The following is a 20481-nucleotide window of genomic DNA, read 5'->3' as shown; positions in this document are numbered from 1 at the left end:
ACAATGACCGACCAGCTTCACTCCAAGGCCCGGATCACCGACAGCCATTGCCATCTGGACTTTCCCGATTTCGACGGGGAACTGGATGAGGTGATCGCGCGCGCCCATGCGGCGGGTGTGATGCGGATGGTCACGATCTGCACCAAGCCCCGGAACGAACCCACCGTGCGCGCGATCGCCGAGGCGCATGACAGCGTGTTCTATGCCTTCGGCATCCATCCCATGTCCGTCGCCGACAACCCCTTGATCACCCTTGATCAACTGGCCGACATCGCGGCCCATCCCAAATGCGTGGGCATCGGCGAGACCGGACTGGACTACCATTACACCGCCGAAAGCGCAGCATTGCAGCAGGACAGCCTGCGCATTCACATCGCCGCCGCGCGCCTGACGGGGTTGCCGCTGATCATCCACGCCCGCGCCGCCGACGATGACATGGCCCGCATCCTGACCGAAGAGTATCGCAAAGGCCCCTATTCCTGCGTGATGCATTGCTTTTCCTCCAGCGCGGAACTGGCCCGCGCCGCGCTTGATCTGGGGTTCTACCTGTCGATGTCAGGCATCGCGACATTTCCCAAAAGCCAGGATTTGCGCGACATCTTCGCCGCGGCCCCGCTGAACCGGATCCTCGTGGAAACCGATGCGCCCTATCTCGCGCCCAAGCCCTTCCGCGGCAAGCGCAACGAACCGGCCTACAGCATCCACACCGCCGAGGTGGGCGCCGAGGTTTTCGGCCTGTCGCTGCGCGACTTCGCCGCCGCGACCGAAGCCAATTTCGACCGGCTTTTCACCAAGGTCGCAAACTATCGCAGGGCCGCCGCATGACGACCGAGATGCGCTTCACCATCCTGGGCTGCGGATCATCCGGTGGCGTGCCGCGCCTTGGCGGCCATTGGGGCGATTGCGATCCGGCGAACCCCAGGAACAACCGCCGCCGCTGTTCGCTGCTGATTGAACGCGAAAGCCCCGAGGGCATCACCCGCGTGCTGATCGACACCTCCCCCGACCTGCGCGCGCAGCTTCTGGATGCCGGTGTGGGCGAGCTGGACGCCGTGGTCTATACCCACAGCCATGCCGATCATGTACACGGTCTGGACGATCTGCGCATGATCGTTTTCAACATGCGCCGCCGCCTGGCGGTCTGGGCCGATGGCGACACCCAGAACGATCTCTATTCCCGCTTCGGCTATGCCTTCGTCCAGCCCGAGGACAGCCCCTACCCGCCGATCCTCGACATGCATACGATCAAGGGCCCCTTCGCCATCACGGGCAAGGGCGGCGAGATCGCCCTCACCCCGTTCCGGGCCAATCACGGGTCGATCGACGCGCTGGGGTTCCGCATCCTCGATCTGGCCTATCTGCCCGACGCCGTGCGCCTCTATGACGAGGCGCTGCAGCATCTGCAGGGTCTGGATTGCTGGATCGTCGATGCGCTGCGCCGCACACCGCACCCCACCCATGCGCATCTGGACATGACGCTGGACTGGATCGCGCAGATGGCCCCGCGCCGCGCGGTGCTGACCAACATGCATATCGACCTCGATTATCAAACCGTCGCGGACGAGACCCCTGCCCATATCACTCCGGCCCATGACGGCATGGTCATTCGCTACGCACTCTGACGGAAGACGCGCACCCGCTTCTTCTTGCCCCAAATATCCCCGCGCGGAGCGCTCCTGCCCCGCCCCCACAAAGCCAAGGCCCGATCCATGCAAGCCCTTCTGGACGTCATCCTTCCGGTCTTCGGCGTCATCGGGATGGGCTATCTTGCGGTCAGGCTCGGCTATTTCAAGGACAGCTCGGTGGACGGGCTGATGAACTTCACGCAGAATTTCGCGATCCCCTGCCTGCTGTTCAGCGCCATCGCCCGGCTTGATCTGGCCCAAAGCTTCGATCCACGGGTTCTGTTGTCATTCTACACGGGCGCCGCGACCGGTTTTGTCGCGGGGCTTCTGGGCGCGCGGTTCATCTTCGGACGCGACTGGGAAGACAGCGTCGCCATCGGCTTTTGCTGCCTGTTCTCCAACTCGCTGATGCTGGGCCTGCCGATCACCGAACGCGCCTATGGTCCCGACGCGCTCGAGGCGAATTACGCGATCATCGCGATCCATTCCCCCTTCTGCTACGGGCTGGGCATCACCGCGATGGAGATTGTCCGCGCCAGGGGCCAGGGCAAATCGCCCGCGGACCTGGTGCTGACGGTCGGCCGGGCGATGTTCCGCAACGCGCTGATCCTTGGCATCCTGCTGGGTTTCGCGGTCAACCTGGGGGGCATCCCCTTGCCCGCACCGGTCACCGAGACGGTCGACCTGATGGTCCGCGCGGCCTTGCCTGCCGCGCTGTTCGGCCTGGGCGGCGTGCTGGTGCGCTACCGCCCCGAGGGTGACATGAAGGTCATTGCCTATGCCGTGGCCGTGTCGTTGCTGCTGCATCCGGCGACCGTCTGGATGATGGGCCGCGCGACAGAGCTGTCTCAGGCCAGCTTCCGCTCGGCGGTGCTGACCGCGTCGATGGCGCCCGGCGTCAACGCCTATATCTTTGCCAACATGTACGGCCGGGCGCGTCGGGTCGCGGCATCGACGGTGCTGCTGGGCACGGCCCTGTCGTTCATGTCCGCCTGGCTCTGGCTGACGCTGCTGCCCTGACCCTGCAGGCAGGGCAATGACCCCCGCGCTGCAGAAATCCGCCGGTCGCGCCACCCACCTGATGAAGACGTGAGGCAAATCGGGTGGAGGTTTCGCCGCAAGCCCGTTAACCTTCTATCGAAAGGTCTGCGGCACCTGCCTCCGCATGGCCGCAGAACGCCCACGAAAGGACAAGACGTGTCCAGATCCCAATCGCCCTGCGCCCGATCTGCCCGGTCACAGGCCGCCACGCAGTCCGGACATCTGGGTGCGATACTGGTGCTTTCGCTGGCCATCGCAACGCCGGCACCGGCGCTGGACCGCACCGATGTGATTCTCGAAGAGGGTGGGTCCGACCAACTGCGGGATCGTCTGGTCGAAGGCTCTCTTCTGGTGGCGGCCCGCCGCGACCGTGTCACCGATACCCAGGACATCCTGGCCGCGGCCCAGGCCGATTATCGGCGGATGGTCGACCTGCTCTATGCCAGCGGATATTACGGCGGTACCGTCAATATCCGCATCGACGGGCGCGAGGCCGCGACCATCCCGCCGCTCGATCCGCCCGCAACCGTGTCGGCGGCGGAAATCCGGATCGACCCCGGCCCGCGCTTCACCTTCGGCCGGGCCGAGATTGCCCCCCTGGCCCCCGGCCGCCGCCCCGGCGATGACTTCCGGACCGGTGAAATCGCGCGCGCGACCGCGATCACCGATGCGGCCAGAACGGCCCTGACGGATTGGCGCACGGCAGGTCATGCCAAGGCCGGCATTGCCAATCAGCAACTGACGGCGCGGCATCCCGAGGCCCAGCTCGATGCAGCCATCACCCTGGCACCCGGCCCCGCGGTGACCTTCGGCACGCTTGTGGTGCAGGACGGCAGCCGCGTCCGCGCAACCGCGATCCGCCGTATCGCGGGCCTGCCCGAGGGCCAGCGCTACGACCCCGACGACGTGGCCAAGGCCGCGCAGCGCTTGCGGCGTTCGGGGGCTTTCCGCTCTGTCGCCGTGACCGAGGCCGATCTGCTGGGCCCTGGCAACACCCTCGATATCGGGGTGGCCGTCGTCGACGAACGCCCCCGCCGCTTTGGTCTGGGGGCCGAAATCGCCAGCGATACGGGTCTTGGTCTGAACGGGTTCTGGATGCATCGCAATGTCACGGGCCGCGCTGACCGCTTTCGGGTCGAAGGCAGCATCGAAGGCATCGGCGCGAATACCGGCGGTTTGGACTATGGCTTGAGCGCCCGGTACGACCGTCTTGCCGTCTATGGCCCCGATACCGGGTTCTTCGCCATCATCGGCGCCGAGCGTGAAGACGAGGAATTCTTTCTGACGGAACGTATCTACACCGGCCTTGGCGTCACGCGCAGGTTCTCGGATACGCTTGACGCTGAACTGGGTCTGACCCTGGAACGGGCGCGCGTCACAGCAAGCCTGGAGCCGCGCATCCTTGCTGGCCGGCCGCCGGTGCGCGAGTTCAACCTCGTGACCCTGCCCGGCGCCCTGACCTGGGACAGGCGCGACGATCTGCTGGACCCCGCGGAAGGCTTCTATTTCAACGCGCGGGCCACGCCATATCTGGATATCGACAGCCAGGATTTCGGGGGCAAGGTGCAACTGGACGCACGCGCCTACCGCGCGCTGGACGAGGGTGGCCGGTTCGTGCTGGCCGGTCGCGCGCAGTTCGGTGCCCTGATCGGTCCCGAACTGCTGGAGACCCCGCCGGAATTCCTGTTCTACTCGGGTGGCGGCGGCACGGTGCGCGGCCAGCCCTACCAGTCGCTTTTTGTCGATCTTGGCGGCGGCGGCGGGATCGGCGGACGCAGCTTTCTTGGCTTTTCCGGTGAGGTGCGCGCAAAGGTGACCGACAAGATCAGCCTCGTGGGCTTTGCCGATGCAGGCTATATCGGCGCGGAAAGCATCTATGACGGGACCGGCGCCTGGCATTCGGGCGCGGGTCTGGGCCTGCGCTATGACACCACCGTCGGGCCGCTCCGGCTGGACATCGCGGGCCCCCTTGGCGGCGATACCGGCAACGGGGTGCAGTTCTATATCGGGATTGGGCAGGCATTCTGATGCGCATGGTTCGACAATTCCTCTTGCGGCTCATGGTCCTTCTTCCGCTATGGCTGGTGCATGGCCTGGCCCTGCCTGCCACAGCGCAAACACCCGATCAGGATCGCGGCTACCTGCAAGGGTTGCTGGAAGACAACCTGTCCGGTCTGGGGCGCGATGTGCGGATCACCGGTTTTGAAGGGGCGCTGAGCGCGCGGGCCAGCATTGCGGAACTGACCATCGCCGATGGCGAGGGGGTCTGGTTGCGCCTGTCCGATATCGTGCTGGACTGGAACCGCGCCGCCCTGCTGCGCGGCCGTATCGATGTGAACGAATTGACCGTGGCCCGGATCGACCTGATCCGCCCGCCCGTCCCCGATCCCGGCCTGCCAACCGCCGAGGCGTCATCGGGCTTCAGCCTGCCCGAACTGCCCGTCGCGGTGCAGATCGGCCGGATCGCCGCAGCCCGCGTCAGCCTTGGCGAAGGCTTTATCGGGCAACCTGTCGAGATCAACCTCGAAGGTGCCGCCAACCTTGGCGGGGGCGAGGGCGCGGCAGATCTGCTGATCGCGCGGATCGATGGTCCGCAAGGACAGGTGCGGCTATCGGGCGCCTATGCGAACGTAAGCCGCCAACTGACGCTGGATCTGGGCGTCGAAGAGGAAGCGGGCGGCATCGCCGCGACCTTGCTGGGGTTGCCCGGCACACCATCGGTGCGGCTGGCCGTGGCGGGCGACGCCCCGATCGACGATTTCGCGGCAGACCTGAGCCTGGCCACCGATGGTCAGGACAGGCTGGCGGGACAGGTGATCCTGCAGACGCTGCGCGAACCGGCGCCCCTGCCAGAGGGCGCGCCTGAAACCCGGAGCGACACGCCCCCGGCCGAACTGATCACACGCCGCGTGGTGACAAGGATCGGCGGTGATATCGCCCCCGTCTTTGCCCCCGATTACCGCGCCTTTTTCGGCCCCGACATCCAGCTGATCGTGACCGCGACCCGGACACCCGATGGCCGGATGCTGCTCGAGGGGCTGGACCTGACCGCCGAGGCGATCCGCCTGTCGGGCGAGGCCGCGCTTTCTGCCGACGGCTGGCCCGAGCGGCTGGCGCTGACAGGGCAGATCGTGGCCCCCGACGGTCGAGCCGTCCTTCTGCCGCTGCCCGGCCCGCAGACGCGGGTGGACCGCACCGATCTGGACCTGACCTTCGATGCCGCGACCGGAGACAACTGGACCCTGCGGCTGGACATCGACGGGCTGGATCGTCCCGACCTGACCGCCCCGCGCGCCGCCCTGACCGGCGAAGGCCTGATCCTGCGCGGCGGCACCGAGGACGCCATCGGCCGGGCGACCGGGCAGTTCCGTTTCGATACCGAAGGCCTGACGCTGGCCGATGCCGCCATGGCCGATGCCCTTGGCGGCGATGTGGCGGGGGCGCTGGCCTTCGACTGGTCTGCGCAGGGGCCAGTCATGATCCCGCGCCTGTCGCTGACCCTGGCCGATACCAACCTGCGGGGCAGCGCCGAAATCGACGCAGGCTCGTCCGCCGAACTGGGCGATCTGAACGCCGCCTTCGACCTGCGTCTGGTCACGGCAGACCTGTCGCGCTTTGCGGGGCTGGCAGGCCAGCCGCTGGCTGGCGGCGCCGATCTTGCCCTCAGCGGGCAGGTCCTGCCCCTGACCGGCGGTTTCAACATCGACCTGTCCGGGCAGGCGCAGGATCTGGTCATCGGCCAGCCCCGCGTCGACCCCTTGATCACCGGCGCCAGCCGGATCGCCCTGCGGGCCAGCCGCGATACGGCGGGAACCCGCGTCGATCTGTTCGAGATCGTGACCACAGGCACGGACCTGCGCGGGCGCGCGGCACTGTCCTCCGGCGGCAGCACGGTGGATCTGACCGCGCAGCTTCTGGATGCGGGGCTGATCCTCGAGGGGATAAGCGGCCCGGCCAGCCTTGTGCTGGATGCGCGCCAGCAGGCCGAAACCTGGCAGATCACGCTGGATGCCACCGCACCTGGCGAGACGACCGCAAGGTTGACCGGTTCCGTCACCGGCGACGGGATCGACAGGCTTCTGGCCGAGGGACAGCTCAGCGCCGCCTTCGGCGACCTGCGCCCCTGGGCCCAACTGGCCGGCCGTCCGTTGTCGGGTGCCATGCAGATCAGCCTTGACGCCTCGGGTGACGTGCTGGGGCGCAGCGGCACCGTCAGCGGCCAGGTGAACGGCACGAACCTTGCCATGGGCCAGGCCAATGCCGATGCGATCCTGCGCGGTGCCAGCAGCCTGGCCTTCGATATCCGCCAGACCCCCGAGGGCATGACCATCCTCGACAAGGTCGAGCTGCGCACACCCCAGGGCATGACCGACGTGACCGGACGCGTCTCGGCCAATGATAGCCGGTTGCGCTTTGACGCCTTCATCCGCGACATCGGGCTGATCGCGCCCGAAGTCTCCGGGCAGGCCACGGCACGCGGCACGGTCCAAAGCACGGGCGGCGACTGGCAGATCGACACCTCCGCGACCGGTCCGGGCGGGATCACCGCCGCGGCGGCAGGCACCGTGGCCCCCGACGGGCAGCGGATCAACCTGACGCTGCGCGGCAGCGCCCCCCTGTCGCTGGCCAACAACCAGCTCAGGCCCAATTCCGTCTCGGGCCTGCTGTCCTATGACCTGGCGGTCAATGGCCCGCCTGCGCTGTCCTCGGTCTCGGGTGTTCTCAGCACGCAGGGCGCGCGGATCGTGCTGCCCGGCGCAGGGCTGGCCCTGTCCGACCTCGGGGCCACGGTGCGCCTGTCGGCGGGGCGCGCCCAGCTCGATGCCGCCGCGGCGCTGTCATCGGGCGGTCGGATCTCGGTGGCGGGGCCGATCACGCTGAGCGCGCCCTTTCCGGCCGATCTGACGCTGGATCTGAGCCGCGCGGTCTTCAGCCAGCGCAAGCTTTACGAAGCAACAGCCGACGGGCAGATCACCCTGCGCGGCCCCCTGACCGGCGGCGCACAGATCGGCGGGCGCATCGCACTGGACACGGTCGAACTGCGGATCCCGGAGTCCCTGGGACCGAGCTTTGCCAACCTGCCCGAGCTGCAACATCGCGGCGACAGCCCCGCCGTCCGCCAGACACGGATCTGGGCCGGGCTGATCGCCGATCCGGCAGCCGCCAGCGGCCTATCGGTCGCCTTTCCGATCGACATGATCATCGACGCGCCCTCGCGGATCTTCGTGCGGGGCCGGGGCCTTGATGCCGAATTGGGCGGACGCCTGCGGCTGACCGGCACGACAGCCGCCCTGGTGCCCCAGGGACAGTTCGAACTGGTGCGCGGACGGCTGAACATCCTGGGCAAGCGCCTGGACCTGACCGAAGGCCTGGTGCGGCTGCAAGGGGCCTTCGATCCCTACCTGCGCTTCATCGCCGAGACCGAGGCGCAGGGCAGCGCGATCCGCATCGGGCTGGAAGGCGTCGCCTCTCAGCCCGAACTGACCCTGACCTCAAGCCCGGAATTGCCCCAGGACGAAATCCTTGCGCTGCTTCTGTTCGGCCGCGGGATCACCGAGATCTCGGCCCTGCAGGCGGTGCAGCTGGCCGGCGCGATCCGCACCCTGTCTGGCAAGAGCAACGGGTTGAGCGAAGGGCTGCGCGGCGCGATCGGCGTGGACGACCTGGACCTGAGCACGACCGAGGACGGCCAGACCGAGGCGCGGGTGGGCAAGTATATCTCGGAGAACATCTATACGGACGTGACGGTGAACACGGCCGGCGAAACCGAGATCAACCTGAACCTGAACGTCAGCCCCTCGATCACCGTCCGGGGCCGCCTGGGATCGGATGGCGGCACCGGCATCGGCGTCTATATCGAGCGCGATTACTGATCGGCGCAGCACGGGCCGCACTGTTGCGATCGGATATTTGAGGCAAGAAGAAACAGGGCCTGCGGATGACCCTCAGGCCGCGCGCCGCCCCGCCGACCAGACCCCGCGCACCACGGCACTGCCCGCGACAGGCCGCAGCCGGACAAGATCGGCGCGCAGCCCCGGCGCGATGCGTCCCCGGTCGCTCAGCCCCGCTGCCTGCGCGGGGGCTGCCGTGACCGTGGCGATCCCGCGCGCCAGATCGCCCCAGATCTCGCCGAGCCTCAGGGCCGAGGTCAGCAGCGAGGCGGGCACGTAGTCGGAGGACACGATATCCAGCAGATCCATCCCCGCCAGCTCGGCCGCGGCCACATTGCCCGAATGCGACCCGCCCCGGATCAGGTTGGGCGCACCCATCATGATCGCGATGCCATGGGCGCGGCAGGCCGCGGCGGCCTCGGGGGTGGTGGGAAATTCCGCCAGCCGGATGCCATGGCCCGCCGACACCGCCACATGGTCGGCCGTGGTGTCGTCATGGCTGGCCAGCACCGCGCCATAGCGGCGCGCCTCGGCCACAGCCGCCGCCTCATGCGCCTCGCCGAACCGGCCGCGCATCTCGCGCAACCGGGCGACATGTTCGACGAATTGCGCCTCGGTGATGTTGTTCTTGCCCATCACATAGGCGCGCAGCTTGTCGATGTCGCGAAACTGCCGCTGGCCCGGCGTGTGATCCATCAGGCTGACGATGCCCACGCGGTCCTCGGGACCGAAGAGGGCCATCTCTTCGATCAGGGTCTCAGAACAGACCTCGGCGCGCAGATGCAGGAAATGGCTGATCCTGAGCGCGCCTTGCGTCCGCAGTTCCAGCAATTCCCGTGACAGCCCCCGCGCATAGGCCTTGTAGCGCCCGATCCCCGAAGGAATGGAGCCGACGCGCATCGCGTCGAACACCGTGGTGATGCCCACGCTGGCCAGTTCCGCATCATGGGCGATGATCGCCGCCGCATGGGGCCAGTCCACGCCGGGGCGCGGCTGGATATGGCGTTCCAGGTTGTCGGTATGCAGCTCGATCAGGCCAGGGATCAGCAGATCGCCTTCGCAATCCTCGCCGCCTTGCACGCGGCCTGCCCCCATGTCGGCGATCAGCCCGTCGCGGATCACCAGGTGTCCCTGCAGCGTGCCGTCGGGCAGCACCAGAACCGCGTTGTTCAGGATGGTTTCAGTCATTTCATGCTCCTGCCGGGTGCTGTATCAGGGCTTGTGTCACCGCATTGTGACAAAACTGGTGCAAGTCCGACCCATGACCCGATTTCAAAGATATGCGATCTACGTGATGCCCGATGGCGCGCTGGCGCGTTTTGGCGCGCAATGGCTGGGCTGGGATGCGCAGGTGGGTCGCACCATCGATCACCCGCAGGTTGCGGGCCTGCCTCGCCCGCTGGACGAGATCACGGCCACCCCCCGCAAATACGGGCTGCATGCCACGATCAAGCCGCCCTTCAGGCTGGCCGAGAGCCGCCCCCCGGCGGGGCTGATGGCCGACGTGGCCGCCTTGTGCGCCCGGCTGGAGCCCGTCACGCTGCAGGGGCTGTCGCTGGCGCGGCTGGGCGGTTTCCTGGCCCTTGTGCCCGAAGGCCCGACCGATGCGCTCAACGCCATGGCGCAGCAGGTGGTGACGGCCCTGGATCAGCACCGCGCGCCTCTGACCGAGGCCGAGCTGGCACGCCGCCGCAAGGCGCGACTGACCCCCGCGCAAGAGACGCTTCTGGCGCGCTGGGGATATCCGTTCGTGCTGGAGGAATTCCGCTTTCACGTCACCCTGACCGGCAACCTGCCCCGCCCCGAGGCAGAGGCGGTCGCCGCCGCCCTGACCGGGCATCTGGATCCGGTATTGCCCCGCCCCTTCGTGATCGGCAGCCTGTGCCTGGTGGGCGAGGATGGCGAAGGCCTGTTTCATCTGATCCATCGCTATCCCCTTGGCGCAGCGGCAACACGGTCAAGCACGGCCACCAGCGCCTGAACCCCCTCTTCGATGGTGCCGCTGTTGTCGACCAGCGCGTGGGGCATGTCCTCGGGCATGGCGAAATCGGCGCGGGCCAGACGGCGGTCCAGATCATCGCCGGTTTCGCGACCGCGCGCGGCCAGACGACTGCGCAAGGCGGCACGGTCCGCGGCGATCAGGATGACGGACAGATCGGGAAAGAGCGCCCGCGCCCGTGGCAGCATCGCGCGCGAGCCGTTGAAAAGCACGGTCTGCCCGGCGGCAATCTGGGCGTGTATCCCTGCAGGTATGCCGTAGGACATCCCGTGTGCCACCCAATGCAACGCAAAGGCGCCACGCGCCTTGCGGGCTTCGAATTCGACAAAACTCACGCCCTCGAAAGGCTCGCCTCCCGCCTCTTCGGGACGGGTGATGACCCGCCGCACCAGGACCAATCCGGGCCGCCGGGCCAGCGCACCGGCCAGCAGCGTGTCCTTGCCCGCGCCCGAGGGGCCGACCACCGCGATCAGGCGGCCGGGAGTGAGCGGCTGCACCATCATGCCGCCAGACCCGGCGTGAAGCGCGTGACATCCACGACGCGGGTACAGACACGGTCGCGCGCGGCTTCGTCATGAAAGATGCCCAGGATCGCGGCGCCCCGCGCCTTGGCCTCCTCGATCAGGGTCAGGACCACCTCGCGATTGGCGGCATCAAGGCTGGCTGTCGGTTCATCCAGCAGCAAGGCGGGATAGCCATGGGCAAAACCGCGCGCGATGTTCACGCGCTGCTGCTCGCCCCCCGAAAAGGTCGTCGGAGACAGCGGCCACAGCCGTTCCGGGATGTTCAGCCGTCCCAGCAGATCGCGGGCCCGCCCCAGCGCATCCTCGCGCGTGACGCCCAGCGCCAGCAGGGGTTCGGCCACCACGTCCAGTGTGGGCACGCGCGGCACAACCCGCAGGAACTGGCTGACATAGCCCAGTGTCGCGCGGCGCAGCGCCAGCACCTCGCGCGGGGCGGCTTGCGCCACATCCACGTCACCGACCCGGATCACCCCGCGATCGGCCAGGTAATTGCCATAGACCATGCGCATCAGCGTGGACTTGCCCGCACCCGAGGCACCGATCAGCCCCACGCATTCGCCGGGCGCCACCGACAGGGCCGCATCGCGCATCACCGGGATCACCGCGCCGCCCTGGTTGTGCAACACGAAATTCTTGGACAGGTTCGAAATCTCGATCATCGCCATTCCCCGCTCAGGCCTGCAAGACGCTGGAGACCAGCAATTGCGTATAGCCATGCTGCGGATCGTCCAGCACCTGATCGGTCAGACCCGCCTCGACCACATGGCCCGATTTCATCACCATCAGCCGGTGCGCCAGCAGGCGCACCACGGCCAGATCATGCGTGACGATCACCGCGCTCAGCCCCATCTCGCGCACGAGGCCGCGCAGCAGATCCAGCAGCCGTGCCTGAACGCTGACATCCAGCCCGCCCGTCGGTTCATCCATGAACACCAGCCGTGGCCCGGTCACCAGGTTGCGCGCGATCTGCAGGCGTTGCTGCATGCCGCCCGAAAACGCGGTGGGCCGGTCGTCGATCCGGTCGGCCGCGATCTCGACCCGGCCCAGCCAGTCCTGCGCCTGTGCGCGGATATCGCCGTAATGCCGCGCGCCCACGGCCATCAGCCGCTCGCCCACATTGCCGCCCGCACTGACACCCATCCGCAAGCCGTCACGCGGGTTCTGATGCACAAAGGCCCAATCGGTGCGTGCCAGCATCCGCCGTTCGGGTTCGGACATGGCGCGCACATCGCGCAGCCCCTCGGCGCGGGTGTCGAACATCACATGTCCGCTGTCCGCCTCAAGATGTCCGGCCAGACAGTTCAGCAGCGTCGACTTGCCCGAGCCGCTTTCGCCCACGATCCCCATCACCTCGCCGGGATAGAGATCGAAACTGACATCCGCGCAGCCGATCCGTGCGCCATAGCGCTTGGTCAGCCCCTTCACCTGCAACAAGGGGGTCATGCCGCATCCTCCTGCCGGGTGGCGGCCAGCCGCCCCAGATGGCCCGCGCCGCGGCGCGTTTCGCAATAATCCGTGTCGGAACAGACGAACATGCGCCCGCCCGCGTCATCCACGATCACCTCATCAAGGTAAGAGGTGCCGGACCCGCACAGATCGCAATCATGATCGGCCTTGCTGGCCTCGAAGGGATGATCCTCGAAATCAAGGCTCACGACCTGGCAATGGGGTGGCAGGGCATGGATGCGCTGCTCGCGGCCCGCGCCGAACAACTGGATCGCTTCACTTTCCAGCTTGGGGTTGTCGAACTTGGGGATCGGCGAGGGATCCATGACATAGCGCCCCTCGACCTTGACCGGATAGGCGTAGGATGTCGCGATCTGTCCGTGGCGCGCGATATCCTCGTAAAGCTTCACATGGACCAGCCCGTATTCCTCGAGCGCGTGCATCTTGCGCGTCTCGGTCTCGCGCGGTTCCAGAAACCGCAGGGGTTCCGGGATCGGCACCTGGTAGACAAGGATCTGGTCACGCGTCAGCGGCTCTTCGGGGATGCGGTGGCGCGTCTGGATCAGCGTCGCCTCTGACGTGCGGCCCGTCGTGGCGACACCGGCGGTCTGTTCGAAAAACCGCCGGATCGACACGGCGTTGGTCGTATCATCCGCCCCCTGGTCGATCACCTTCAGCCGGTCTTCGGGCACCAGGCAAGCGGCGCTGACCTGCACACCGCCCGTGCCCCAGCCATAGGGCATCGGCATTTCGCGGCTGGCAAAAGGCACCTGGTAGCCCGGCACGGCCAGCGCCTTGAGGATGGCGCGGCGGATCATCCGCTTGGTCTGCTCATCGAGGTAGGCAAAGTTGTAATCGGTCATTCCGCGGCCTCCTGTGCGGCAGCTTCAGCCTCGGCGCGCAAGCGGCGCACCAGTTCCAGCTCGGACTGGAAATCGACGTAATGGGGCAGCTTGATATGCTCCAGAAACCCGGTCGCCTGGATGTTGTCGGCATGGGACAGCACGAATTCCTCGTCCTGCGCGGGCGCGCCAAGATTGTCCTCGCCCAACTCGCGCCAGCGCAGGGCCCGGTCGACCAGCGCCATGGAAATCGCCTTGCGTTCGGTCTGCCCGAACACCAGCCCATAGCCGCGGGTGAATTGTGCAGGTTCCGTTTTTGATCCCGCGAACTGGTTGACGGTCTCGCATTCGGTCAGTTCGACCTCGCCGATCTCGATGCTGAAACCCAGCTCGGGGATCTCCATCTCGACCGGGACGCGCCCGATGCGCAACTCGCCCACGAACGCATGGTTGCGCGCATAGCCGCGCTGCGTGGAATAGGCCATGCCCAGCACGAAGCCCTCGTCGCCGCGCGTCAGCGATTGCAGCCGCAGCGCGCGGTTCGCCGGAAATTCCAGCGGTTCGCGGGTCAGGTCGGGCGGGGTTGCATCATGACGCTCCTCGGCCTGTATCAACCCGTCACGGTTCAGAAAATCGGTGATATGCGGCACCGGCCCGGATTGCGGCGCCGCTGCCTTCGCCGCAGCAGGCACCTCGCCCTCGGCGGCCAGTTTGAAATCCAGCAAGCGATGCGTGTAGTCGAAGGTCGGCCCCAGTACCTGCCCGCCCGGCGCATCCTTGAACGTGGCCGAGATGCGCCTGTCGCAACGCATGTTCGCTGTCTCGACGGGCACCGAGGCCCCGAAGCGCGGCAATGTGGTGCGATAGGCGCGGATCAGGAAAATCGCCTCGATCAGATCGCCCCGTGCCTGCTTGATCGCCAGCGCCGCCAGATCGGGATCGTAAAGCGATCCCTCGGCCATCACCCGGTTCACGGCCAGCGCCATCTGTTCGCGGATCTGCGCCAGGCTCAGCTCGGGCACGGACGGATCGCCGCGCCGCTCCTCGGCCAGCCAGGCATGTGCATTCTCGATGGCGCGCTCGCCACCCTTGACGGCCACATACATCAGGACACCTCCGCCGGATCGGTGACGCACGTGCTGCGCGGCAAGGCCGCCAACCGGTCGCCACAGGTGAAAAAGAAATCCAGACCCAAGGGAAACAGCGCGCGATTGGCGCGAAAGGCCGCCACATCCGGCAGGTTCAGGCCAGCAACCTCCTTGATGCCCGGACCTGTCAGAACCGCACCCTCGGCGCGCAGGTCATCCATCTCGACAATCAGCGTCGCGGATCGGTCGGGATATTCAGCCGTGCCGATGCGGTAGTCACCGAGCGGCGCAAGGCTGTCCCATCGCCCCAGCGCGAACGCAGCCTCGCCCCGCGCCGCCACAACGGGGGCGCCCGTATGAAAGGCGACCCAGCGGCGCAAGGCATCGCTGTCATGCGATGGCGCCAGCCAGACCGGGGTGTCGGGATCGCACAGCACCAGCAAAAGCACGGCTGCCGCCTCGCTGACCGGTGCGGGTGCCTGGGCACCCTGCACGGCAAGAATATCACCGGGGCGCGCCATGGCGTTCATCGCCGCGCGAAACCCCCATGCCGCCTGGATCGACGGATCGGAAAACCCGCCTGTCATGACAGACTGATCCATCAGTCGTCCCCCCGCACCAATGTGAAGAATTCAACCCGCGTGGCCGCCGCCTTGGCCGCGCGCGCATCCCGCGCCGCCTGCACCTGCACCGCCAGCGGCTCCAGCAGAACCGCCCTGACGCGGGCGGCCAGATCGCCCTGCATCAGGGCATCCACCATCGCGGCCTGTTCCGCCTGCCGCTTGTCGCGCCCCTGGACATAGCCATGCCCCACCGCACCGCCGTCCAGCGCCAGCGCGCAGCGCGTCACCGTCATTTCGCCCAGGTTGAACGCAGCCCCCGTGCCGCCCATCCGGCCGCGCACCATCACGCCACCCACTTCCGGCGGGCGCAGCCAGCGGTATCCGGGCGCAAGATCCAGCTTGCGCCACAACCGATCCAGCGCATCGGCAGGCGCGCGGGCCAAAAGCCCCATCCATTCCCTGCGGTCCATCACCGCCCCCTTTTTCCAGCTTGCGTGGCCCGTCAACCGACACCTTGCCAAGTTGTCTAGACCACTATACAACTATACAACTCTTTACCGCCAACCGGCAGGCCACGCAAGCGCGGCTTCATGAAATTTTGGTGACACTGCATGACGACGACCCCGCTCTGGTCCATGATCGCCGACACGCTGCGCGGCGAAATCGCCAGCGGCCAGTACCGGCCTGGTGACAAGCTGCCCACCGAAGCCGCCCTGGCGCGCCGCTTCGGTGTCAACCGGCATACGGTGCGCCATGCGCTGTCCGGGCTGATCGAGGATGGCACCGTCACCACAAGACGCGGTGCGGGGGCTTTCGTTTCGCGCCCACCCACCGAATACCCGCTGGGCCGGCGCGTGCGCTTTCACCAGAACCTCGCCGCAGCGGGCCGCTTGCCGCAACGGGTCTTTCTGCATATCGACACGCGCAACGCGGACCCCGACGAGGCCAAGGCCCTGGCCCTTCCCACCGGCGCCCGCGTCCACCGCGCCGAGGGGGTGTCGCTGGCCGACGGTCTGCCCATCGCCCATTTCATCAGCACGTTTCCAGCCACCAGCCTGCCCGATCTGCCTGATCATCTGCGCCACACCGGGTCGGTCACGCAGGCGCTGGCCGCCTGCGGCCTGCCCGATTACACCCGCGCCGTGACACGGCTTTCGGCGCGCCGCGCCTCGGCCATGCAGGCGCGCCACCTGATGCTGCGTGAAGGCGATCCCGTGCTGCACAGCGTCAGCATCAACCATGATGCGGACGGTCGGCCCGTCGAATTCGGCCGGACCGTCTTTGTCGGCGATCACGTCACCTTGATCATGTCCCCTGACGGCTGAGACCGTCACAGAACAGATACGATTGTCGGTTATCCACAGCTCCAGCCAGTCAGGGAACCGATGATGTCACTCCAATTCCACCCGCCTTTGCGCCTTGTCGGCGCGACCGTCCTGCGCGACGGCATGATGCAGGATCGTTCCGTCGCCATCGAAGGCGGCGTGATCTCGAAGGGCCCCCTGCCCGAGGTGGACCTGACCGGCTACCTTGTGCTGCCCGGTATCATCGATCTGCATGGCGACGCGTTCGAACGGCATATCGCGCCGCGCCCCTCTGCCCCGTTCCCGATCGAGACCGGCTTGCATGCCACTGATCGCGACGCGGCGGCCAATGGCGTGACCACCGCGTGGCTGGCGCAAAGCTGGTCCTGGGAAGGCGGGCATCGCAGCCCCGACATGGCCGAAGACATGATGGAGGCCCTGGCCGCGCTGCGCCCGCAGATGATGACGGACCTGCGCCTGCAACTGCGGGTCGAGACGCATACCGTGGACACGGCGGACCGGCTTCTGGCCGCCGTGCGCCGCTTCGGCGTCGACTACGTGGTGTTCAACAACCATCTGGACGAGGCCGTGAGCCTTGCACAGGCGCGTCCGGTCGAACTGGCGCTCTGGGCCGCAAAATCAGGCCGCACGCCCGAGGCGCAGATGGCCCTGGTCGAGGCGACCCGCAAGCAGTCGTCGCAGGTCCCGCGCTATCTCTGCCGTCTTGCCGAGGCCTTCGATACGCTGGGCGTGCATTACGGCAGCCATGACGATCCCGATGGCGAGACGCGCGAGCGTTTTTCGATGATCGGCGCGCGGATCTGCGAATTTCCGACAGCGCGATCGGCTGCGGCCCTGGCGCGCGCGGTGAACGATCCCGTGTTGATGGGCGCGCCCAACGTGGTGCGTGGCGGGTCCCAATCGGGCAATATCGCGGCGGTCGACCTGATCCGCCGGGGCCTCTGCGATGCGCTGGTCTCGGATTACTACTACCCCGCGCTGTCACGCGCGGCCTTCCGGCTGGTCGATGACGGCGTCATGGACTGGCCGGCGGCCTGGGCCATGATCTCGACCCGCCCGGCGGAAATCATGCATCTTTCGGACCGTGGCGTGATCGATTACGGCAAGCGTGCGGATCTTTGCGTGGTCAATGCCACCACCCGCCAGGTCGAGGCGACGCTTGTCGCGGGACGGCTGACCCATCTGACGGGCGAGGCTGCACGCCGCTTTCTGGGCGGCAAGGCGGGATTGACCCTGGCCGCCGAATAAGGGGGCCTAGCCCTCGTATCGCGCAAGGAAATCCGCAACAGGAAGGGCACGGAAATCGGCCAATACCGCGCGCAGGCGCGCATGGTCCCAATCCCACCAGCCCAGGGCGATCAGCCGCGCGGCCAGATCCTCGGGCAGGCGCATGCGGATCACCCTGGCCGGGACGCCCGCCACGATGGCATAGTCCGGCACATCGCGCGTGACGACCGCGCCCGAGGCAACGACCGCCCCATGCCCGACCGTGACCTCGGGCTTGATCTGGGCGTTATGCCCGATCCAGGTGTCATGCCCGATCACCACCCGCCGCGCACGCCGCTTCTCGAACCACTCCGCATCATCCTGCGCATCCGGCCAGTAAGCAGCGCTGCGATACATGAAATGATGCAAGGAGGCGCGATCAAGCGGATGATCCGTGGCCCCGATCCGCACGAAGCTGGCGATATTGGCGAACTTGCCGATCGTGGCATTGGCGATGTCGCAATAACGGTCGCAATAGCTGTAGTCGCCCATGCTGACATGCGCCATCCGCGTGCCGCGCCCGACCTCGCACCAGCCACCGAAATCAACATCCGTGATCTCGCAATCGGGATGCAGCAGGGGCGCATCGGCTTTCAGTTCCTTCATGACACCTCGCCATTCATCGTTCCGCGAATACGCATCGAACCGACATCAATGCCCGCTGCCATCGCCCTTGATCAGCCGACGCCGCAACGCCCCCGAGACCGTATCCATCACCATGACCATCAGCACGATCAGAACGATGTAATATGTGACCTCTTCCCAATCCTTCTGGGTGATGATCGCCTGCGTCAACAGCAGACCGATGCCGCCTCCGGTGATCGCGCCGATCACGGTGGCACTGCGGGTGTTGCTTTCCAGGTAATACAGAACCTGGCTGGCCAGGATCGGCATGATCTGCGGGATCACCCCGAAGCGGTAGCGCTGCAGCGGCTTGGCACCGGTGGATTGCACGCCCTCGATCTGCTTCTCATCGACGTTTTCCAGCGCCTCCGAGAACATCTTGCCAAAGCCGCCGGTATCCGTGATCAGGATCGCCAGCGCCCCGGTCAGCGGGCCGGGCCCGAAGGCGCGGCTGAGGATGATCGTCCAGATCAGACCGTCCACGCCGCGCACGAAATCGAACAGGCGGCGCAGCGCGAAACGCACCGTGCCCAGCGACATGAAGTTGCGCGCCGCCATGAAGGCCAGCGGCAATGCGACCAGCGCCGCCCCCATCGTACCCAGGAACGCCATCAGGATCGTCTCGAAGATCGCCCAGACCACATCCTTGTGCCGCCACATCTGGTTGTTCCAGACGTCATGCACCATCGCGCCAGCATTCGACCGCTCGGGCACCACCCGCTCGGATGACAGGGCAAGACCGGCCAGCTCGCCCAGCGACTTGCCATGGAAAGGGCTGTCCAGCGTGAACCAGAACAGCTCCCAGCCGAAGGAATAGCGAAACACTTCGGTCCGGGCGCGGGTCATGCTGATGCGTCCCGCATCCGTCGTGATCATCACCCGGTTCGAGGCCGCGTTGATCCAGTCCGGCACATCCGGCGTGGGCAGGTCCATATCCACCCCGCGCGCGGTGGGCTGCAACACGATCTCGCCGTAACCCGGCACGATCACGCGCGTCACATCCCCCGCGATCTCGACCCGGTGGTCGCGCGGCAGGGTGATGATCGCGGCATCCTCGCCGGTCAGCTGCACCCAGTCGGGGGCCGTGCCCGGCGCATAGGCGCCCTTGGCCTCGCCCTCGATGGCGATGCTGATGCCGCCATTGCGATTGTCCCGCGTGACATGGGTCTTGTAGCTGTAGCTGTCGGCCACAAGGATCTTGGCATTGTCCATCCGGGCGCGATCCGCGAGGCCGGGAAGGTCGAAGGCAAAGAAGATATAGACGAAATAGGCCAGGATCACCGCAGGCACCGCCATCGCGATCAGCCGTTTGCGCCGGAACAGGGCCAGTGCCGCCGCCTCGCGCGGCATCGTTGCGTCAAGCATCGCCATGGTCAGACCCTTCCCACCAGCTTGTTGCGATAATGGCCCGACAGCTGATCGAAGAAGACGATCGTGCCGAACAGCAGCAGAAAGATCGCCGCCACCTCGTCATAGCGGCCCTGCCCCCAGCTGAAGGCGTTCTTGAGGTCATAGCCGATACCGCCCGACCCCACGAAACCCAGGATGGCCGAGGCGCGGATATTGATCTCGAAGCGCAGCAGGCCATAACTCAGGTAGTTGGGCGCAACCTGCGGGATCACGCCCAGCACCATGCGCTGCGACCAGCGCGCGCCCACCGATTGCAGCCCTTCGACGGGCTTGAGGCTGGCATTCTCGTTCACTTCGGAAAACAGCTTGCCCAGTGCGCCCGCGGTGTGGATCGCGATCGCGATCATCGCAGGCACCGGGCCTGCCCCCATGATGAAGATCAGCACCAGCGCGATCACGATTTCGGGGATGGCGCGCATAATGTCCATCAGGCGCCGGAACACCGGGATCATCGCGGGCCACAAGGCCAGCCCGCGTGTCGACAGCAGCGACAGCACGATGGCCGCCAAGGCCCCCAGCAGGGTCGAGGCGGCGGCGATGTTGATCGTCTCGATCAGCGAGGGCAGGAATTTCACCATCAGGCCGGGCAGCAGCGCGATCTTCTCGCCCGCCTCGGCCAGAACCTCGGACGGGAACTGGAAGATATTGCCGATGCCGGACCAGAACCCGCCGGCATTGCGGCTGTCGGCCAGCATGAAGCCCGACACCATCAGCGCCACGAACAGCGCCATCATGATGCCGCCATACATCCGCTTGCGGCGCACCATCTGCATGTAGCTGTCCTGGACGCGCTGCGTGGTCATGCCCGTTGCGGTTATCGCATCTGCCATTCGTCTA

General features: G+C 66.8%; 18 protein-coding genes and 1 pseudogene. 8 read left to right on the top strand and 11 right to left on the bottom strand.

Features of this window, described 5'->3' with window-relative positions; all coding sequences use genetic code 11:
* Nucleotides 1-3 precede the first annotated feature (3 nt).
* The 5 genes from ACMUJL_RS15965 to ACMUJL_RS15945 all read left to right on the top strand — a co-directional run bounded on the left by ACMUJL_RS15965 (nt 4) and on the right by ACMUJL_RS15945 (nt 8539).
* Nucleotides 4-825, top strand: a complete 822-nt coding sequence (locus ACMUJL_RS15965; RefSeq protein WP_375572874.1) for a TatD family hydrolase — start codon at nt 4-6, stop codon at nt 823-825.
* Complete coding sequence (locus ACMUJL_RS15960; protein ID WP_375572876.1) at nt 822-1622, top strand: MBL fold metallo-hydrolase; 801 nt, start codon at nt 822-824, stop codon at nt 1620-1622. Before ACMUJL_RS15965 ends, ACMUJL_RS15960 begins: the two co-directional genes overlap by 4 nt.
* A gap of 87 nt (nt 1623-1709) precedes the next feature.
* Nucleotides 1710-2645 carry an AEC family transporter gene (locus ACMUJL_RS15955; RefSeq protein WP_068290294.1) on the top strand — a complete coding sequence of 312 codons (936 nt, stop codon included), beginning with the start codon at nt 1710-1712 and terminating at the stop codon, nt 2643-2645.
* Between the two features lie 177 nt (nt 2646-2822).
* Nucleotides 2823-4694, top strand: a complete 1872-nt coding sequence (locus ACMUJL_RS15950) for an autotransporter assembly complex protein TamA (RefSeq protein ID WP_375572879.1) — start codon at nt 2823-2825, stop codon at nt 4692-4694.
* A gap of 32 nt (nt 4695-4726) precedes the next feature.
* Nucleotides 4727-8539: a translocation/assembly module TamB domain-containing protein gene (locus ACMUJL_RS15945; protein ID WP_375572881.1), complete on the top strand. Its 3813-nt coding sequence runs from the start codon at nt 4727-4729 to the stop codon at nt 8537-8539.
* Nucleotides 8540-8611: 72 nt separating this feature from the next.
* Here the strand turns inward: ACMUJL_RS15945 and ACMUJL_RS15940 are convergent.
* A pseudogene (locus tag ACMUJL_RS15940) lies at nt 8612-9751 on the bottom strand (alpha-D-ribose 1-methylphosphonate 5-triphosphate diphosphatase); the annotation flags it as partial.
* Between the two features lie 67 nt (nt 9752-9818).
* On the opposite strand from ACMUJL_RS15940, the gene ACMUJL_RS15935 reads away from it, so the two are divergent.
* Nucleotides 9819-10538, top strand: a complete 720-nt coding sequence (locus ACMUJL_RS15935; RefSeq protein WP_375572883.1) for a DUF1045 domain-containing protein — start codon at nt 9819-9821, stop codon at nt 10536-10538.
* Here the strand turns inward: ACMUJL_RS15935 and phnN are convergent.
* The 7 genes from phnN to phnG are packed head-to-tail and all read right to left on the bottom strand — an operon-like array spanning nt 10487 to nt 15489.
* Entirely contained in the window at nt 10487-11059 is a 573-nt protein-coding gene (phnN, locus tag ACMUJL_RS15930) for a phosphonate metabolism protein/1,5-bisphosphokinase (PRPP-forming) PhnN (RefSeq protein WP_416914343.1), read from the bottom strand. The two genes, ACMUJL_RS15935 and phnN, sit on opposite strands and share 52 nt — an antisense overlap.
* Nucleotides 11056-11739 (bottom strand): phosphonate C-P lyase system protein PhnL, encoded by a 684-nt coding sequence (gene phnL / locus ACMUJL_RS15925; protein ID WP_375572887.1) that lies wholly within the window; start codon nt 11737-11739, stop codon nt 11056-11058. Before phnL ends, phnN begins: the two co-directional genes overlap by 4 nt.
* Before the next feature lie 13 nt (nt 11740-11752).
* A complete protein-coding gene (phnK, locus tag ACMUJL_RS15920) occupies nt 11753-12523 on the bottom strand; it encodes a phosphonate C-P lyase system protein PhnK (protein WP_375572889.1) in 771 nt (256 codons plus the stop codon).
* Nucleotides 12520-13389 carry an alpha-D-ribose 1-methylphosphonate 5-phosphate C-P-lyase PhnJ gene (locus tag ACMUJL_RS15915; RefSeq protein ID WP_375572891.1) on the bottom strand — a complete coding sequence of 290 codons (870 nt, stop codon included), beginning with the start codon at nt 13387-13389 and terminating at the stop codon, nt 12520-12522. Before ACMUJL_RS15915 ends, phnK begins: the two co-directional genes overlap by 4 nt.
* The gene (locus ACMUJL_RS15910) at nt 13386-14474 is read right to left on the bottom strand and encodes a carbon-phosphorus lyase complex subunit PhnI (protein ID WP_375572893.1); all 1089 of its coding nucleotides are present in this window, start codon (nt 14472-14474) and stop codon (nt 13386-13388) included. Before ACMUJL_RS15910 ends, ACMUJL_RS15915 begins: the two co-directional genes overlap by 4 nt.
* Complete coding sequence (phnH, locus tag ACMUJL_RS15905; protein ID WP_068290311.1) at nt 14474-15058, bottom strand: phosphonate C-P lyase system protein PhnH; 585 nt, start codon at nt 15056-15058, stop codon at nt 14474-14476. The genes ACMUJL_RS15910 and phnH overlap by 1 nt, the downstream gene beginning before the upstream one ends.
* A complete protein-coding gene (phnG, locus tag ACMUJL_RS15900; protein WP_375572895.1) occupies nt 15058-15489 on the bottom strand; it encodes a phosphonate C-P lyase system protein PhnG in 432 nt (143 codons plus the stop codon). The genes phnH and phnG overlap by 1 nt, the downstream gene beginning before the upstream one ends.
* Before the next feature lie 141 nt (nt 15490-15630).
* On the opposite strand from phnG, the gene phnF reads away from it, so the two are divergent.
* Nucleotides 15631-16344, top strand: a complete 714-nt coding sequence (phnF, locus tag ACMUJL_RS15895; protein ID WP_068290315.1) for a phosphonate metabolism transcriptional regulator PhnF — start codon at nt 15631-15633, stop codon at nt 16342-16344.
* A gap of 63 nt (nt 16345-16407) precedes the next feature.
* Nucleotides 16408-17592 (top strand): alpha-D-ribose 1-methylphosphonate 5-triphosphate diphosphatase, encoded by a 1185-nt coding sequence (locus tag ACMUJL_RS15890; RefSeq protein ID WP_375572898.1) that lies wholly within the window; start codon nt 16408-16410, stop codon nt 17590-17592.
* A gap of 6 nt (nt 17593-17598) precedes the next feature.
* Here ACMUJL_RS15890 and ACMUJL_RS15885 read toward each other — a convergent pair whose 3' ends face one another.
* Genes ACMUJL_RS15885 through phnE (ACMUJL_RS15875) form a run of 3 tightly spaced genes read right to left on the bottom strand, consistent with a single transcriptional unit; the run spans nt 17599 to nt 20474 of the window.
* On the bottom strand, nt 17599-18216 hold the full coding sequence (locus tag ACMUJL_RS15885; RefSeq protein ID WP_068290317.1) for a chloramphenicol acetyltransferase: 618 nt from the start codon (nt 18214-18216) through the stop codon (nt 17599-17601).
* Nucleotides 18217-18261: 45 nt separating this feature from the next.
* Nucleotides 18262-19605, bottom strand: a complete 1344-nt coding sequence (gene phnE, locus ACMUJL_RS15880) for a phosphonate ABC transporter, permease protein PhnE (RefSeq protein ID WP_375572900.1) — start codon at nt 19603-19605, stop codon at nt 18262-18264.
* A gap of 2 nt (nt 19606-19607) precedes the next feature.
* Entirely contained in the window at nt 19608-20474 is an 867-nt protein-coding gene (gene phnE / locus ACMUJL_RS15875) for a phosphonate ABC transporter, permease protein PhnE (protein WP_416914342.1), read from the bottom strand.
* Nucleotides 20475-20481: the final 7 nt, after the last annotated feature.

Origin of the sequence: Seohaeicola sp. (genome assembly GCF_048006315.1) — a bacterium.
GTDB lineage: Bacteria > Pseudomonadota > Alphaproteobacteria > Rhodobacterales > Rhodobacteraceae > Seohaeicola.
The sequence above is the reverse complement of the archived record's forward strand: the minus strand, read 5'-3'. Positions and strand labels throughout refer to the sequence as shown.

Bases quoted from the DNA above. Each gene is read 5' to 3' on its own strand.
- ACMUJL_RS15965 (WP_375572874.1), top strand. From the start codon at position 4: ATGACCGACCAGCTTCACTCCAAGGCCCGGATCACCGACAGCCATTGC.
- ACMUJL_RS15960 (WP_375572876.1), top strand. From the start codon at position 822: ATGACGACCGAGATGCGCTTCACCATCCTGGGCTGCGGATCATCCGGT.
- ACMUJL_RS15955 (WP_068290294.1), top strand. From the start codon at position 1,710: ATGCAAGCCCTTCTGGACGTCATCCTTCCGGTCTTCGGCGTCATCGGG.
- ACMUJL_RS15945 (WP_375572881.1), top strand. From the start codon at position 4,727: ATGGTCCTTCTTCCGCTATGGCTGGTGCATGGCCTGGCCCTGCCTGCC.
- ACMUJL_RS15935 (WP_375572883.1), top strand. From the start codon at position 9,819: ATGACCCGATTTCAAAGATATGCGATCTACGTGATGCCCGATGGCGCG.
- phnN (WP_416914343.1), bottom strand. From the start codon at position 11,059: ATGATGGTGCAGCCGCTCACTCCCGGCCGCCTGATCGCGGTGGTCGGC.
- phnL (WP_375572887.1), bottom strand. From the start codon at position 11,739: ATGATCGAGATTTCGAACCTGTCCAAGAATTTCGTGTTGCACAACCAG.
- phnK (WP_375572889.1), bottom strand. From the start codon at position 12,523: ATGACCCCCTTGTTGCAGGTGAAGGGGCTGACCAAGCGCTATGGCGCA.
- ACMUJL_RS15915 (WP_375572891.1), bottom strand. From the start codon at position 13,389: ATGACCGATTACAACTTTGCCTACCTCGATGAGCAGACCAAGCGGATG.
- ACMUJL_RS15910 (WP_375572893.1), bottom strand. From the start codon at position 14,474: ATGTATGTGGCCGTCAAGGGTGGCGAGCGCGCCATCGAGAATGCACAT.
- phnH (WP_068290311.1), bottom strand. From the start codon at position 15,058: ATGGATCAGTCTGTCATGACAGGCGGGTTTTCCGATCCGTCGATCCAG.
- phnG (WP_375572895.1), bottom strand. From the start codon at position 15,489: ATGGACCGCAGGGAATGGATGGGGCTTTTGGCCCGCGCGCCTGCCGAT.
- phnF (WP_068290315.1), top strand. From the start codon at position 15,631: ATGACGACGACCCCGCTCTGGTCCATGATCGCCGACACGCTGCGCGGC.
- ACMUJL_RS15890 (WP_375572898.1), top strand. From the start codon at position 16,408: ATGTCACTCCAATTCCACCCGCCTTTGCGCCTTGTCGGCGCGACCGTC.
- ACMUJL_RS15885 (WP_068290317.1), bottom strand. From the start codon at position 18,216: ATGAAGGAACTGAAAGCCGATGCGCCCCTGCTGCATCCCGATTGCGAG.
- phnE (WP_375572900.1), bottom strand. From the start codon at position 19,605: ATGGCGATGCTTGACGCAACGATGCCGCGCGAGGCGGCGGCACTGGCC.
- phnE (WP_416914342.1), bottom strand. From the start codon at position 20,474: ATGGCAGATGCGATAACCGCAACGGGCATGACCACGCAGCGCGTCCAG.